Genomic DNA, 15,969 nt, shown 5'->3' with positions numbered 1-15,969 from the left:
GACGGCGGCTTGCGAGAGGTGAAATATCCTCTCATCGCCGCCGTTTTTCTTATCATTTATTTCAATGACAGCGACAGCGCGCGCAACTGCCGCGTGACCATCCCTGCCCACAAACGCCCAGGCCAACGTGGAGTCGGACATTTTTATCCACCGCCTGCCGCCCACTCGCAGACCGCTATTCGACCGTGATCGGCAAGTCGCGCCCGGCCAGCGCCACATTGCCCGCAAAGTCCGCCGCGTATACGCGCACCAGGTAGTCGCCCGGCGCCAGCGAGGCCGGATTCCAGCTCCCGGTCCTGGCGGCGCCATCGCGCACCACGTTTGTCAGCACGTACAAAAACCGCGTGGTGGCGCTGCCGTAGACCGTGATGCCGCTCTCTTTCGCGTACGCCACCTGCACGCTTTCCCGGTCCGGCGGCAGCCGGTTGAATTCGATATTCACCAGCGGCTGCTCGTAGCCCGGCAGCGGCGTGCCGTCCGCGTGCAGGATCTGGTAGCCGGCCTTGTACAGACCGAGTTTGCGCCGCGCCGCGTTGCCGTCGCTCTGGTCATACGCTTCAGCGACGATCGCCAGCGGCCCGCCGGCGCGCGCCACCAGCACCGGCTTGCCCGCCTTGCGCGAAAGCGCCACGCCGTTCGCGTCGCGCAGCGTGATGGCGTCGATGTGCGGCACCACCCGGTCCGACAAGCCCGCAAACGGCAGCGCGAGGGGATTGGCTTCGCCGCCCGCCATGTGGCGCACCAGGTGCACATGGAACATGCTGTTTACCGTGCCGAGCGTATCGCCCACGGCAAAGCGCGTGCCGCGCTTGACGCGCACGCGCTCCGGCTTGCCCTTGTCGTCATTGGTCACGGCAAAGCGCGCCGGGTCCACCGAAACGTTCTTGAGCGTGCGCCCCACCCGCAGGTGGATGTACGAAAAGCCGTCAAAGCCGATCCCTTCGCTGACGCTGCCAAAGCCGCCGTTGGGCAAAGGGTTGCTCACCTTTTCGTTCGACACCGACAGCACCGGCGCGCCCATCGCCCCCTGCACATCGAGCCCGTTATGGAAGTGATGCAGGTTCTCGCCGTCATAGCTGCCGCGTGCTTCACCGACGATGCCGACCACTTCATGCTTGCCGTTCTGCGGCGCCAAGGGCCACGGAAAAACCGCCGGCGTCGTCGCCGCGCCAGCAGCGGGGGTAGCAGAGGCAGTAACCACCGACGCCGGCACCGGCCGCGCCGCAGACTGCACGCCGCGCGGCGCCACCTTGCGCAGCACGCCGTTGAGCGCGTCGCTCACATACAGCGCGCCCTCGCGGTCGATCGCCATGCCCGCCGGGCGCGCAAAGCGCACCGACTTCGCGTCACCGATGGCGATGTCGATGCCGATCCCGGTCAACCCGACCAGTTGTCCGCCTGGCGCCACCTGCAAGATGCGCCCGCGGCTCATGTCGCCCACATACACAAAGCCGTCACCGGTGACCGCCAGCGCCAGCGGGCGCCGCAACAGCGGGTCGTCCACGTCCGGCACCGAACGCACCAGCGTTTCCACCATGCCGTCCGCACTGATTCGGCGGATGGCGCCGAAGCGGGTGTCGGCCACGTACAGCGCGCCGGCAGCGTCAATCGCGATCCCGGTCGGCGTGTCGAACATGGCGCTTGCCGCCGGGCCGTCGAGCGCGCCGGGCACGCCGCTGCCGGCGACCGTGCTCACCAAGCCGTCCACGCCGATGCGCCGGATCCGGTCGTTGTAGGTGTCGGTCACATACACATTGCCGGCCTTGTCGAGCGCCACGCCGATTGGGGCGTTGAACTGCGCCTGGCGCGCCGCGCCGTCGCGAAAGCCTGCCGTGCCGTCACCGGCGAGCGTCGTCACCACGCCCTGCATCGTAACTTTGCGGATGGCGTTGTTGCCGGTGTCGGCCACGATCAGGTTGCCAGCCGGGTCGAACGCGACGCCCGACGGCGTGTGAAAGGCCGCTGCGGCCCCGCTGCCGTCGCTGCGCCCTTCGCGCCCGCCGGCCAGGATGGTGACCTGGCCATCAAGGCCGACGCGCGCAATCCGGTTATGTTCGCCCGCATCGGCCACGTACACATTGCCCTGCCGGTCCAGCGCCACGCCGAACGGATCGGCAAAGCCACCGGCCACGTCGGACACCGTCGCCGGCCACCCCATGGTCGTGGCCGCCGGCTTGCCCGCCAGGCGCGCACCGGGCGCCTGGCCTGCGGTGCCGATCAGCCATCTCGGCGCGCCGAACACCGCCACGACCGCTGCTGCCACCAGGATCGCCGCCGTTATCGCCAGCACCACGCCCGCTGCGGCCAACCGGGTTTTCTTCATTTTCAAACCATTCACCTGCCTCTGCCGTTTGCGAGACGCAAGCTTAACCGAAGCCCTGCTACACTGCTAGCGAGCAGCTCCCCCACACCTTGAAGGCGGCAATGCAAACACACCCAATCAACGCCCTGGTCAGCGCGGCCCACGATGCGATCAACCGCGAAGACTTCGATTCGCTGATGGAGTTTTACACCGACGACGCGACCGTCGTCGTGGTCCCGGGCCGGGCCGCCAACGGCAAGGAGGAAATCCGCAGCGCCTTCGTCGCGCTCGCAGAACACTTCCAGCACACGCTGTACGTCACGCAAGGGGACATGATTGTTATCGAAGGGGGCGACAGTGCGCTCGTCATCGCGCAGGTCAATGTGCGCGCCAACATGAAGTCGAGTGCGCCTACCATGGAAACGCGCAACGCCAACTACGTCTTCAAGCGCGGCGAAGACGACCAGTGGCGCTGCATCGTCGACAATTCGTACGGAGCGGCGCTGCTCAACCAGCTGCCGGTGTAGTTGTTAACTGCCCGTCTCGGGCAAAAACACAACCAGCTCGGCGTCGCGCACCGCCGCCTGCGCGGCCGCTTCCTGGGCCAGGTGCAAAAAATGCAGGCGCACTTCCTTGGCGCCGGTTTCGGCCGCCGGCGTGGTGCAGCGGCGCGCCCGGTGGTGCAGCACCGCGCCCGACGGCGAAATGAGGGCCGCCGTCATCATCGGCCCCTGCGCATAGATTTCAACCGCCTCGGCCTGCGCCGTGGTCGAGAGCAAATGGGTGTGCCCGCACTCGTCGGACGTGCCGAATTCAAGCTTGCCGCTGGCGCGCACCACCGCGTATTCGCGGTTGACCAGCGCCCGGCCGTCATGGTCGTCGACCAGCTTGAAGCGCTCCGTAAACACCTGGCCGCGCGGCCCGCGCACCGACGCGTCCGACGCCGGCGTCGACAAGGCGCGACCGGTATCCTTGATGACCTGGCTGCGCAGCATCTGGTTGGGCATCAGCTTGGGCGCCACCGCGCAGCGGCAAACACACAAGTCGTTTTCCAGCGCCACGTTCTTGCCGTTCCAAGATTCGGGAATGCGCGGGCCCACGCACTGGATCTTGCCCGCCGTCTGGCAGGCCGGGCAGCTCACCAGGTCCCCCTCGAGCGCGATCGGCACGCCGTCGATCCGGCCCTCGCTGCTGGCCGAAATGACCTTGCCCCCGCTGCTGGTGGGGGCGCCGAGGGTAATCGTATACCGCCGCATCAGAGCGGACCTGCGGACTTGCGCATCGCGATTGTGATGATTGAACGCATATTTTCCCTTTACGACAACAAATGTCAGTGCCGTCAAACTTTGTGGCCGAGTTGTAAGGTTACGGTCTGTCACGAATCAGGCTTTGATCTCGGTCAAGAGTTTTCTGGGGAAACCTTGCGTCAACTTTGTATACCCCTTTGTCAACACTGTACTATCGCATCAAAAACCGTCAACCTTTGGGAAATTAGTTGCATTTCATGCAGCTAACAGGATGCGGGCAAGCAACTGTGTTACCCTGAAGCAGGGGCCGTTCAGCCGGGCTTTCTCACACGCATATACCGTTGCGGCTACACCGATCGTTCCATTGCGCCTGGCCCGGCGCCGGCGCTCAGCCCCACCTGCTCATTTGCTCATTGCTAACCTGCCCATCTGCCCACGTCCCCACATGTTCATTCTAAAAAAAGGCCGGTCAGATCAGCTAATGCTGGTCGGCTACGGCGCCACACTTGCCGTCCTGTTCCTCTTTGGGGGTATTGCTGCCGCATCCGGCGTCGGCGCCCTGTATGCGGTACCCATGCTGGTGGCCGGTGCGGTGCTGCTGGCCGGCTTCGTTGTGCTCGCAGGCGCGCGCAAGGAAAGCGCGGACGGCGAATCGGTGCATCCGGTGTCGCAATCGCTGATCAAGGCCGGCGCCTTGCAAAACGCCATTTTCAACAGTGCCAACTTTTCCAGCATTGCCACCGACGCCCAGGGCGTGATCCAGATTTTCAATGTGGGCGCCGAACGCATGCTCGGCTACCTGGCACAAGACGTCGTCGACCGCATCACACCGGCCGACATTTCCGACGCCCAGGAAGTCATCGCGCGCGCCAAGAGCCTGTCCGACGAGCTCGAAGAACCGATCGCGCCCGGTTTCGAGGCGCTGGTGTTCAAGGCTTCGCGCGGGATTGAAGACATTTACGAACTCACGTATATCCGCAAGGATGGCAGCCGCTTCCCGGCGGTGGTATCGGTCACGGCGCTGCGCGACGCGCAAGACGCCATCATCGGCTACCTGCTGATCGGCACCGACAACACGGCCCGCAAGGAAGCCGAAGAAGCGCTGCTGCGCGCCGGCGCCTTGCAAAGCGCCATTTTTAACAGCGCCAACTTTTCCAGCATCGCCACCGACGCCCAGGGCGTGATCCAGATTTTCAATGTCGGCGCCGAGCGCATGCTGGGCTACACGGCCGCCGACGTGGTCGACAAGATCACCCCCGCGAATATCTCGGACCCGCAAGAAGTGATCGAGCGCGCCGAGTCGCTCAGCCTGGAACTGGACGCGGCCATCGCCCCCGGCTTCGAAGCGCTGGTGTTCAAGGCCTCGCGCGGCATCGAAGACATTTACGAATTGACCTACATCCGCAAGGATGGCAGCCGTTTTCCCGCCATTGTTTCGGTCACCGCCCTGCGCGACGCCCAGGACGCGATCATCGGCTACCTGCTGATCGGCACCGACAACACTGCCCGCAAGCAAGTCGAAGCCGAACAGGAATTGCTCGACCAGAGCCTGCGCGACCAGCAGTTCTACACCCGTTCGCTGATCGAATCGAATATCGACGCGCTGATGACGACCGACCCGCGCGGCATCATTTCCGACGTCAACCAGCAAATGGTCGCGCTCACCGGCTGCACCCGGGACGAGATGATCGGCGCCCCGTTCAAGAATTATTTCACCGACCAGAAGCGCGCCGAAACCGGCATCAAGCGCGTGCTGCGCGAAGGCAAGGTCACCAACTACGAACTGACCGCGATAGCGCGCGACGGCACCCAGACCGACGTGTCCTACAACGCCACGCTGTTCTACGACCGCGACCGCAACCTGAAAGGCGTGTTCGCCGCCGCCCGCGACGTTACCGAACGCAAGCAGATCGAACGCACTCTGAACGAAAACAATGTCGAACTGGAAAGCGCGAAAGCGGCTGCCGAAAAGGCCAACCTGGCCAAGTCGGATTTCCTGTCGAGCATGAGCCACGAACTGCGCACCCCGCTCAACGGCGTGCTCGGCTTTGCCCAACTGATGGAGTCGGCCACGCCGCCCCCAAGTCCTGCCCAGCAGCGCTCGATCAGCCAGATTCTCAAGGGCGGCTGGTATTTGCTGCGCCTGATTAACGAAATCCTCGACCTGGCCATGATCGAATCGGGCAAGGTGACCATTTCCTCCGAACCGATGTCGCTCGCCGAAGTCCTGCTCGACTGCAACGTACTGATCGGCCCGCAAGCGCAAAACCGCGGCATCGGCCTGGTCTTCCCTTCGTTTGACGAGGCGCTGTACATCCATGCCGACCTCACGCGCGTCAAGCAGGTCATGATCAACCTGCTCTCGAACGCCATCAAGTACAACCGTCCGGGCGGCGTCGTCACCGTGCGCTACGAGCGCAGCGGCGCCGACAGCGTGCGCATCCTCGTGGCCGACAGCGGCAACGGCCTGACCGCGTCCCAGATCGGGCAACTGTTCCAGCCTTTTAACCGCCTGGGCCAGGAAGACAGTACCGAAGAAGGCACCGGCATCGGTCTGGTGGTCACCAAGCAGCTCGTGGAACTGATGAACGGCGTCATCGGCGTGACCAGCGAGCCGGGCATCGGCACCGAATTCTGGGTTGAATTCCCCATCGCCAGCGCGCCATCCTTGATTGAAGCGATGCCGTCGGCCAACGCCAGCGAAATCATCGCGGCGCCCGACACCGCCACCGGCAAACTGCGCACGCTACTGTATGTGGAAGACAATCCGGCCAATATGGAACTGGTCGAGATGCTGATCGCCCGGCGCAGCGACCTCAAGCTGCTGACCGCCATCAACGGCCACCTGGGCATCGTCATGGCGCGCTCCTACCAGCCCGACGTGATCCTGATGGACATCAATCTGCCCGGCCTGTCCGGCTTTGGCGCACTGAAAATCTTGCTGAACGATCCCGCCACCGCGCACATACCGGTCATCGCCCTGTCGGCCAACGCCGTGCCGCGCGACATAGAACGCGGCATGGATGCGGGCTTTTTCCGCTACCTGACCAAGCCGATCAAGGTCGTCGAATTCATGGACGCGCTCGATGTTGCACTGCATTTTGCGCAGCAGAACGGCTTGGCGCCCGAAGTGGACGCTATCGGCGAAAAGTAAGTGCGGGAAACAGATGCACCCGTGCAAATAACATTTTTTATTTGGGCCGTGGAAGGCGTCACGGCACCAAAAAGTGCTATCGTAAGCGTGCCAGATTTTTAATCAGCAACAAGACCCAAGCGCCCCGCCCCCGCGCCGCAGTCCCTGCCACACTCCATTGTTCAGCCAACACCACCGCTGACCTACTGAAAGAGGGATGCCGCGTGCACCAGCAAGCCAGAAACAATACCGCGATGATGATCATTGTCGAGCAGGGCATCGTCCATGACAGCCTGCACGGAGCGGTCAAGGCGTGGCGCTTTCTCGCCGCCAACGACGTGCCCGAAGACGTCATCTTGCGGGTGCTGTCGGAGCCGGCCAGGCGCCGCACTGTTGACGTTTGCCAGCAAGCGAGCGGCTAACGCTGGCACCCCGGCCTACATCGCCGGTAATCGTTTTCTTACACGGACGCAGCTTAGCTGCCGACATCGGGCACAAGTTGTTGCGCGCATAATGAATTTTTAGATTATGCAAGCGCGTCCATCCATGCTGATCCACTGCCTCCCCGACCTCACAACGCTCGACCCGGCTGCACGCACCAGCGCCGCCGTGGCATCCTCGCGCGCACTGTATGCGCAACTCGAAAACGGCCCGCGCGACGACGCGGCAGCCGCCAGTGCCGCTTACCTCAACGGTCAGCTCGCGCTGGCCGAAGCCCTGCCCTGCGACTTGCCCGCCGACCCGGCCGCGCTGGCCGGCTGGGCCGCGCCGCGCAGCGCCGCCGTCGCCCGCCAGTACCGCCACTACCTGGCCGAACGCAAGCAAGGGGCGCCGCGCAGCTACTTCAGCAACCGCGCGCACGCGCTGTACTTTCTACGCTGCGCCGCGCCCACAAAACTGGTGGACGGCGCCTGGCTGTTCGGCGCCCTGCGCCGCTGGCACGAAAATGAATTTCGCCCCTTAATCAAAACCTACATCGAAGAACTGGGCGACGGCCTGCCCGCCAAAAACCACGTGGTACTCTATCAGCGCCTGCTCGACAACCATGCCTGTAATGACTGGCGCGGTCTGGACGACACGTACTTTAACCAGGGCGCCATCCAGCTCGCCCTCGCCTATGCGGGCGCCGAGTACTTGCCCGACTATCTACCGGAAATGGTGGGCTACAACCTGGGCTACGAACAACTGCCGCTGCATCTGCTCATTACCTCCTACGAGTTGAATGAACTGGGCATCGATCCTTACTACTTCACGCTGCACGTCACGGTCGACAATGCCGCCACCGGGCACGCCCACGACGCCGTGGACGCGCTCACGCGCCTGCTCGCCAACGCGCGCGACCCGGCGGCCTTTTACCAGCGCGTGCGCGCCGGCTACCGGCTCAATGAGCTGGGCGCCGGCACCAACGCCATCATCGCCGCCTTTGACCTTGAAGCTGAATTGGTGCGCATATTGGGCGACAAGGCCACTGTCGGCCAGGACATGCATGGCGACTACTGCCGCGTGGCCGGCAAGACCATCAACACTTGGCTGGCCGACTCCGCGCAAATCCCCACTCTGCTGCGCGCCTTTGAAAGCACCGGCTGGATCAAGCGCGGCGCGCCGGCCGCCGAGAGCCGTTTCTGGCGTCTGATTCAGGGCGAACGCGCTGAAATGTTCGGCGTTTTCTCGCCCTACGAGCAGCAAGTTCTTTCGGACTGGATCGAAACTGCGGAACAAGCTTCTGCTACGGCGCGCGTCGCCTCGTTTCGCGCGCGCAAGCGCGCGCTCGAGCCGCTGGCCGCGCCAGGCGCCAGATCGCATGCGTCGCACCCGCCGCGCACGCTAATCCGCTATCCGTACGCAGGCCTGTCCGGCGAACACGCCGCCGAAAGCGACCAGCTGCGCAGCCTCGAACGGGCCGTGGCCATGGCGAGCACCAAGGCCGACGCCATGGCCCTGCTGATCGAACAGATGTCGCCGGCGCGACACCACAGCGCGGCCGGGCTGATGGCAACCCGCATGTTCGCCAGGCTGCTGGCGTGAGGAAACGAGCTGCATGAGGATGCAGACGATCGAACGGCGCGTCCTGCGCGGCCCTAACCTTTTTTCGCGCAGGCAGTGCGTGCAACCTGGACGGCATTGACACGCAGGGCGAGCTGGCAAGAGCCTTTGCCGTACTCGCGCGCGCCGCCTCCGACGCCGTCGTGCTCAACGCCGACGACCACCGCTGCGTGGCAATAGACCATCGTATATCGGGGCCGATGTCGAGCGCATTTACTTTTCGATGAACCCTGAAAACCCGATTTTGCTGCGCCACCTCGAACAACGCGGCCGCGCCGCCTATTTCCAGGACAAGGCGCTGGTGCTGGCCGACGGCGCGCGCCGGATCGCCCTTACGCTTTTACATTACGCGGGCCAAAGGGTCGCAACGCATCGGTGAGCGCGGCCACGTCGCCCACCGGAACAAGCGTCAGATTCGCTTGCGGCGGCAAGCCACAGGCGCTCGTCGCAATCACGGCAATCCCGCTGGCCAACGCCTGCAGCAGCAATCCCGGACGGCTTGCAATCCAGGCCGGCAAGACCATCACCGCAACGTCGTCAAGGCCGCGCGCGTCGTCCGACCGCTCGACTGCCACGCCATCCCAGAAGCCGGGCGCTTCGAGCACGGGCCCCATGAGCGTAAGCGTGAGCCCCAGTTCGCGCGCGGCGGCGCGCAGTTCATAGGCGCCCTTGCGCCCCAATGTCGCTGCGGGATACGCGATTTTTGTTCCCTTGCGCGGCGCGCACGCTGCCGCCGGCGCCCACTCGAGCAAACGCGCATTGGCAAACAGCGCTGCCACCTGCGCATGCGGCGTAACGACGGTCCTGGCGCGCGCCAACGCCAGCCGCTCTAGCTCCGCCAGTCCTGCCGGCGCCCGGAAGTCCGCCAGCGTTTTGCTGTGCGGATGGCGCCCGTACGCCTCGTCGAGCACCGCTTGCAACTGCACCATGGGCAGGCCGGTCATCAGCACGTCGAAGCTGCGGCCCTGCAGCGCGCCAAGCTGCCACACGTAGGGCAGCAGTTCCTGGGTCACCACGACATGCTCGTCCATGTAACCGAGCGTCTTGACGTAAGCCTTCGCCAGCCGGCGCCTGAAGCGGTGCGCGCTGGCCTGGCGTGCCGCACCCTGGGTGGCGAGCCGGCGCGAAGCAAACGCGCGCCACAAGACCAGCAGCGGGAACGTTGCTACCCTGGCGAAGCCCTCGGTAGACCAGCCATACTGCGCCTTGCCGCGCGCGCGTCCATCGACCGGCAGCATCAGGCAGTCGCCAGGCAGACGCGTGGCCGCGATCCAGGCGTCGAACTCGGGCCACAGTGCATCGACCATAAAGACCGAGCGCAAAGCTAGAGTGGCTGGTGCATTCACCCGCCGAAAGCACGCGCTCTCGCCGCAACTGTGGCAGCTGCGCGCGGATGCGGCCGCGCCCTTGGCGAAAACAATGGTTGACGTTGCCGCTGCCCGCACTGGCGCGCGTGCATGCGCCTTGAAAATGCGCACCTTGAGCTGCCCCGCATCGAGTTCGGCTTCCATCCTGAACGGCTCATCGGCGCTGAAACGCAAGTCGATGTAGTTCCAGAAGACGGTGGCGTCGCGGTTTGCCTGCGCGGCCGAACCGGGGATGACCTGCGAATGCGCATGTCGCTCGACAATCGTCAAGCCCGCATCGAGCGCGGCCTGGTACAGGGCATTGGAGAGCTGGCACAAGCCGCCGCCAATGGCCGCAATGATGCAGCCTTCACGCAGCTCGCGGCCCGGCACGTAGCCGCGCCACCGCCGCGCCCTGCCCACCTGCGCCCAGAAACTGAACAGGCCGCCCGCCGGCACCTGCACGCCATCGATCGAACGCAGGGCCACGCGCAGATTTTCGATCTTGCCCAATACGAGAGCGCGCCGCTCGCTGCCGCCACTGGCGTCCAGCGTTGAAACCGACTCGCTCCACAGGTGTACCAGCGCGCCATGGCTCTCGCGGCCCCGGCCCGCGCGCCAGCGCTTTACATCGCGGTACAGCGCATCGGTCAATGTGCGTTTCAAGCGCAGCAAGCTGGCCTTGACGCCAAATACCGCTGCCTCCACGCGCGTGGGCAGCTGCTCCCGGGTGCTGCTTTGATTGTCCATCCGGCGCACGCAATGTTAGTAAATAAGCTACGCATGCTGACACGCCTGCCCGTCAAACACAATCAAAAGCGACAGAAAATACGCTATTGATAGGTTCGCATGATTGCCATTACAATCACCCGACTGCCGCGCCCTGCCGGCAACGCTCAACTGGATGCCAATGAACGATGAACTGGTTCGTGAAACGACAAGCCTGTGCTCGCGCTGCAAACGCAGCCTAGACGCATCGATCTGGCGCAGCGAAGGCCGCATCGTCATGCGCAAGCGCTGCCCGCAGCACGGCGCCGAAGAAGTCATCGTCTCGCCCCACGCCCAGTGGTACGACGCGATGATGCTCGAGCAGCCCGTCCTCACCCCGCCCGAGAATGCGCGCCCGGTCAGCCAGGGCTGCCCGTTCGACTGCGGCCCGTGCACGGCCCACGAGCAGCAGGTCCTGCTGCCGATCGTGCCGATCACGTCGGCCTGCAACCTGGACTGCCCGATCTGCTACACCCACAACAAGAACGACGGCGCCTTCCACATGTCGCAAGCGGAGCTGCGCGCCATCCTTGGCCACATCCGCCGCGCCGATCCCGACAACCGCATGATCAACCTGACCGGCGGCGAGCCCACCCAGCACCCGGACTTTGAACGGCTGGTCGAACTGTGCCGCGAAGAGGGCGTCAACCGCATCACCGTTTCCACCCATGGCCTGCGCTTCCTGAAGGATGAATGGCTGCTCGAAAAGCTCGCCGCCCTTGAGGCGCGCATCGTGCTCTCCTTCGACTCCTTCACGCCCGGCACCAACGTCGAAATGTTGGGTGGTAATTTTTACCAGGCCAAGATGCGCGTCCTGGCGCTGCTTGAAAAACACGCAGTCGACACCACGCTGCTGCCGGTCCTCTCGCGCGGCAGCAACGACCACGAAGTGGGCGCCTTCGTCAAACTCGGGCTCGAAAAAGACTTCATCCGCAGCGTCGAACTGCACACCATGACCTTCACCGGCCAGGGCGGATCGCAGTTCAACCGGCGCGGCCGCTACACCACCTACGACGTGCTGGCCGACCTGGAACAGCAGACCGACGGCGCCCTCAGAATCACCGACTTCGTGCCCTCGCCTGCCGCGCACCCGATGTGCTACCTCGTCACCTACATGCTGCGCCTGGATGACGGGCGCTGGCTGCCCTTCACCCGCTTCATGGAGCGCTCCGACCTGCGCGAGCTGCTGACCGGCAGCCTGTACCTGGCGCCGACGCCGGCCGTTGAGCTGCGCCTGCAAGACGTGATCACGCGCCTGTGGACGGGCGAAATCGCCTGCGACGACAGCCAGATCGTGCTGGCCACGCTCAAGGGCCTGCTGGCGCGCATGTTCGCGCCCGGCTTGAGTACGGAGCAGCGCACGCGCATCGGCGAACAAAGCTCAAAGGCGATCTACGTTCACTCGCACATGGATGAAGAGACCTTCGACACCGACCGGATCCGCCAGTGCTGCGTGGGCATCCGCGAGCCGGACGGCAGCAACATTCCTTCCTGCGCCTACAATATTCTGTACCGCGACCGCGACACGCGCTTCAACGTCGCTCCCGGCGCCGCGCTCGACACGCTGGGCGGCGGCCGTCTGGTCGCCACGCTCGGCAGCGGGCGCCTGGTCCGCACTTAAGGTTGTCGCCAACGCGCGCTGGACAAAGGCCGATGGAGAAAAAAACCGTTGTTGAAGCGCGTGACGGCGGCAACTTGACCGGCCCCGGGCAGTAGGTCGGAAAAGCGCGCAGCGCGCATTCCGACAAGCGCCGTCGACGGCTCCTGCAGGGCAGCCATTTCCGGCGCACCCGTCGCGCTGCCCGCAGCGCCTTTCAGGCCGCCTTGCGCGACAGGCGGTTCCAGACCAGGAAGGCGGCGCCAGTTTGCAGCAGCATCTGCACCGCATTCGCCGCGAGCAGCGGCAAGGTGCCCGGCACATTGAGCGAAGCCCAGTGCTTGAATGCAGAATTCACATTCATGGCGGCCGGCGTAAAGGCGAGCGTGGAGCCGATCACCACCGCATAAATGGCATACGTCAGCATCAGGGCACGTCTGGGTAGCGGCGCCGCCCGGCACGCCATGGCCCCAAACAGCGGCGAGAGCGCATGCAGCAAAAACGACATCAGCGACGTCTCGCCGCCCGTCCCCAGGTAAAACAGATACGCCGGCAAGGCCACGGCAAGATGAAACAGAAATCCCGCCGCGATCATCAGGGGCACGTCGACAAGCAGCCCGATGGCCAGCACCGCGCTGGTCACATGACTAAGCCATAGCAGTTCGGCTGCCAGCCCGGCTTGCGTCTTCTGAAACACCAGCAGCAGGTAAAGCGCCAGCAAAATAACGCCGCTTATCCGCTTCATCCCAGCCCCCCGGTCAGCGGAAACTGGGCCCCATTCAAATACGTGTTCTCAAGCGCCAGCCAGCGCAACGCGCGCGCCGCTTCCACGCAGGTGCCGGTGCGGCCCAGCGCCGAATAGCGCCGGTACGAGTCGCGCAGCGCCGGGTCCAGCGCCACCGAAATGCCGCCATCGAGCACGCCCACCACGGCCAGGTTGACCAGGATGCCTTTCGGCCCCAGCTCCTTGGCCAGCGCCAGCGTCAGCCCCCACATGGCCGCCTGGCTGGCCGCATAGTGGGCGGGCGCGGGGACCGGATGCAGGCCGTCGATGGCCGCCACCAGCACCAGCGCGCCGCGCAGGCCGCGGCGCTCCATCTGCTGCGCGCATAACAAGGCGGCGCGGCCGTGCACGGCGTTGACCGCATCCCAGCTGGCGGCGGTAATGGCCCCCAGCAGCGCCACCGGGGCCACGCCGGCGCAGTGGACAACCACGTCGGGCAAGCGGCCGTCGCGCGCCAGGGCGTCGAACAGCAGGGCGACCGCGTCGGCGTTTTCGAAATCGGCCGCATACGCCGGGTAGTCCAGTTCGCAGCCCAGCGCCGCTGCGGCCTCCTGCTGGCGGTGATAGGTGAACGCCGCCTGCGCGCCGACTGCGCGCAATTCGCGCAGCAGCGCCGCGCCAAGTGCGCCGCTGCCGCCCAAAACAAGTACGCGTGTCATTGAAGGTCCCATAGATAGTCGAGCGCCTCGCCAATGGCGCGCGCGCACGCGGCCAGTTCGGCGTCCGGCGTGGTATACGGTGGCTGCAGACGCAGCACCTGCCACGCGTGGCCGCAAATCTGTGCAATGAAGCCGGCCTTGTAGAGCCGGTGCACAAGCATCATCCCGATGGCCGGTTGCGCGGCCAGTTCCGGCGCGCCCAGGTAATCGAACTGGTAGCACGGATGGTCGGGCGCCTGCAGCGCGATCCCGAGCAGCAAGCCCTTGCCGCGGATCGCGCCGACCAGCGGCGAAGGCGCGACATGCTCGTCGAGCGCGGCGCGCAGCAGATGGCCCTTGCGCGCCACTTCATCGATCATGGCGTCGTCGAGCAGCTCCAGCGCCGCCAACCCCGCCACGCACGCGAGCGAGTTGCCGCCGAAAGTGGACGCATGCACCTCGGCCAGCGCCAACTGCCCGTACACGCGGTCGAAAATCGGGCGCCGCGTGAGCATCGCCGACAAGGGCATCGCGCCGCCGCCCAGCGCCTTGCCCAGCGTGACCACGTCCGGCTGGCGCGGCCACGCGCCGCTGTCGAGAAAATGGCCGGTGCGTCCCATGCCGGTCTGGATTTCATCGGCAATGAGCAGGATGCCATCCGGCCCGGTGCCGCCGCACAGCCGTTCCAGGTAAGCCGGATCGGGCACGCGCACGCCCGCCTCGACCTGGATCGGTTCGATGACGATGGCCGCCAGTTGCGGGTCGGCCAGCGCGCGTTCGAGCGCATCCATGTCGCCGGCGGGCAGCGCATCGACTTGCGGCAGATGCGGCCCAAAAATGTCGCGGTACGGGCCGGCCTGCATCATGGCTACGCTGCCGAAGGTGCAGCCGTGGTAGGCGCCCTTGATGCAGGCAATACGTGGCTTGCCGGTGACCCCGCGCGCCAGCTTGAGCGCGGCCTCCACCGCCTCGCTGCCGCCGCTGGCGAAAAACGCCGCGTCGTAGCCGCAACGCTGCTCCAGCCTGGCCGCCAGCAGGCCGGCGAACGGGCTGATGCCGGACGGGTAGATCGAGGGCGAGGCGCCCTGCAGGTAAGCAATCAGCGCCGCCTCCACCGCTGGCGAACGGTGCCCGAAAGCCTGCGTCCCCCAGCCGGAGAGCAGGTCGGTATAGGCCATGCCCTCGGCGTCTACCAAACGACCGTCTACAACCTGGTCGAGCAGATAAGGCTCGCCCACCAGTTGCGCGCGCAGCGCCACCAGCGGATTGACGAACGCGCGAAATTCCAGGAAACCCTGGCGCAGCTGCGCGTCCATTACAGGCCTCCGTCAAAGGTCAGGCGCGCGCCGCTCATGAAGCTGTTTTCGTCCGACACCAGCCAGGTCGCAAAGGCGGCGGTTTCCTCCATCGACCCGGGGCGCCCAAGCGGGCAATGCTTGTTGTAGTCTTCACGCCGGTGCAAGGGCGCCTGCTGGCCCAGGCCTGCGGACAGCAAGCCGGCCGACAGGTCGTTGACGGCGATCCCGTAACGCCCCACTTCCTTGGCCAGCGCCCGCGTGAGTCCTTGCAGCCCCGCCTTGGCGGCGGCGTAGTGCACCGGCGCCTCCACGATGCGCTCGCCCGCCACCGAGCCGATGTTCAATATGTGGCCTTTTTTAGCCCGCAGCATGGGCCGCAGCGCGGCGCGCGAAAAAATGTACGGGCCCTTCAGGCAAGTGTCGAGTACCGCGTCCCAGTCGTCTTCCTCCAGCAGCGCAATGGGCAGCACCTGCATGATGCCTGCGTTGTTGACCAGCACATCCAGCCCGCCCCAGGCCGCGACGATGGCGTCGACCGCCGCTTTGGCGTGCGCGCTGTCGGTCACCGAGCCCTTGAACACCAGCACCTGCGCGCCCAGTTCAACCAGCATCGCGCGCGTGATGTCGGCCTGCTCGTCGTCAGTTACGTAGGTAAACGCCACGCGCGCGCCGGCGGCGGCAAACGCCAGGCACATTGCGCGCCCCAGATTGCGCGAGCCGCCCGTCACCAGGCAGCGCTTTCCCGCCAGCCGCAGCGCGGGGGAAGTCGGTTCAGTTGATGTTGATGTTGATGTTGATGTCAATCTCGGTCCT

Annotated in this window: 12 protein-coding genes; 5 read left to right on the top strand and 7 right to left on the bottom strand. The window is 65.3% G+C overall.

Annotation, left to right across the window (positions count from 1 at the left end; all coding sequences use genetic code 11):
• Nucleotides 1-175: 175 nt before the first annotated feature.
• On the bottom strand, nt 176-2,323 hold the full coding sequence (locus ACP7BV_RS00160; protein ID WP_426100949.1) for an NHL repeat-containing protein: 2,148 nt from the start codon (nt 2,321-2,323) through the stop codon (nt 176-178).
• 101 nt (nt 2,324-2,424) lie between these two features.
• Here ACP7BV_RS00160 and ACP7BV_RS00155 point away from each other — a divergent pair, with 101 nt between their 5' ends.
• The gene (locus ACP7BV_RS00155) at nt 2,425-2,829 is read left to right on the top strand and encodes a YybH family protein (protein WP_426100267.1); all 405 of its coding nucleotides are present in this window, start codon (nt 2,425-2,427) and stop codon (nt 2,827-2,829) included.
• Nucleotides 2,830-2,832: 3 nt separating this feature from the next.
• On the opposite strand, the gene ACP7BV_RS00150 is transcribed toward ACP7BV_RS00155, so the two are convergent.
• Entirely contained in the window at nt 2,833-3,558 is a 726-nt protein-coding gene (locus ACP7BV_RS00150; RefSeq protein WP_426100265.1) for a PAAR domain-containing protein, read from the bottom strand.
• A 436-nt stretch (nt 3,559-3,994) separates the two neighbouring features.
• Here ACP7BV_RS00150 and ACP7BV_RS00145 point away from each other — a divergent pair, with 436 nt between their 5' ends.
• The 3 genes from ACP7BV_RS00145 to ACP7BV_RS00135 all read left to right on the top strand — a co-directional run bounded on the left by ACP7BV_RS00145 (nt 3,995) and on the right by ACP7BV_RS00135 (nt 8,707).
• Nucleotides 3,995-6,703 (top strand): PAS domain S-box protein, encoded by a 2,709-nt coding sequence (locus ACP7BV_RS00145; protein WP_426100263.1) that lies wholly within the window; start codon nt 3,995-3,997, stop codon nt 6,701-6,703.
• A 203-nt stretch (nt 6,704-6,906) separates the two neighbouring features.
• The gene (locus tag ACP7BV_RS00140) at nt 6,907-7,104 is read left to right on the top strand and encodes a hypothetical protein (protein ID WP_426100261.1); all 198 of its coding nucleotides are present in this window, start codon (nt 6,907-6,909) and stop codon (nt 7,102-7,104) included.
• A gap of 124 nt (nt 7,105-7,228) precedes the next feature.
• On the top strand, nt 7,229-8,707 hold the full coding sequence (locus tag ACP7BV_RS00135; RefSeq protein WP_426100259.1) for an iron-containing redox enzyme family protein: 1,479 nt from the start codon (nt 7,229-7,231) through the stop codon (nt 8,705-8,707).
• 350 nt (nt 8,708-9,057) lie between these two features.
• Here ACP7BV_RS00135 and ACP7BV_RS00130 read toward each other — a convergent pair whose 3' ends face one another.
• On the bottom strand, nt 9,058-10,821 hold the full coding sequence (locus ACP7BV_RS00130) for a VanW family protein (RefSeq protein ID WP_426100257.1): 1,764 nt from the start codon (nt 10,819-10,821) through the stop codon (nt 9,058-9,060).
• Between the two features lie 160 nt (nt 10,822-10,981).
• Here ACP7BV_RS00130 and ACP7BV_RS00125 point away from each other — a divergent pair, with 160 nt between their 5' ends.
• Nucleotides 10,982-12,460, top strand: coding sequence for a radical SAM protein (locus tag ACP7BV_RS00125; protein ID WP_426100255.1), 1,479 nt, complete (start codon nt 10,982-10,984; stop codon nt 12,458-12,460).
• Nucleotides 12,461-12,653: 193 nt separating this feature from the next.
• Here ACP7BV_RS00125 and ACP7BV_RS00120 read toward each other — a convergent pair whose 3' ends face one another.
• Genes ACP7BV_RS00120 through ACP7BV_RS00105 form a run of 4 tightly spaced genes read right to left on the bottom strand, consistent with a single transcriptional unit; the run spans nt 12,654 to nt 15,959 of the window.
• Complete coding sequence (locus ACP7BV_RS00120; protein ID WP_426100253.1) at nt 12,654-13,181, bottom strand: hypothetical protein; 528 nt, start codon at nt 13,179-13,181, stop codon at nt 12,654-12,656.
• Nucleotides 13,178-13,879 (bottom strand): SDR family NAD(P)-dependent oxidoreductase, encoded by a 702-nt coding sequence (locus ACP7BV_RS00115; RefSeq protein ID WP_426100251.1) that lies wholly within the window; start codon nt 13,877-13,879, stop codon nt 13,178-13,180. The genes ACP7BV_RS00120 and ACP7BV_RS00115 overlap by 4 nt, the downstream gene beginning before the upstream one ends.
• Nucleotides 13,876-15,174 carry an aspartate aminotransferase family protein gene (locus ACP7BV_RS00110; protein ID WP_426100249.1) on the bottom strand — a complete coding sequence of 433 codons (1,299 nt, stop codon included), beginning with the start codon at nt 15,172-15,174 and terminating at the stop codon, nt 13,876-13,878. Before ACP7BV_RS00110 ends, ACP7BV_RS00115 begins: the two co-directional genes overlap by 4 nt.
• Nucleotides 15,174-15,959 carry an SDR family oxidoreductase gene (locus tag ACP7BV_RS00105; protein WP_426100247.1) on the bottom strand — a complete coding sequence of 262 codons (786 nt, stop codon included), beginning with the start codon at nt 15,957-15,959 and terminating at the stop codon, nt 15,174-15,176. The genes ACP7BV_RS00110 and ACP7BV_RS00105 overlap by 1 nt, the downstream gene beginning before the upstream one ends.
• Nucleotides 15,960-15,969 lie beyond the last annotated feature (10 nt).

The sequence above is a fragment of the Massilia sp. TSP1-1-2 genome, assembly GCF_049896185.1.
Classification (GTDB): Bacteria; Pseudomonadota; Gammaproteobacteria; order Burkholderiales; family Burkholderiaceae_D; genus Telluria_A.
This window is presented reverse-complemented; position numbering and strand designations above follow the sequence as displayed.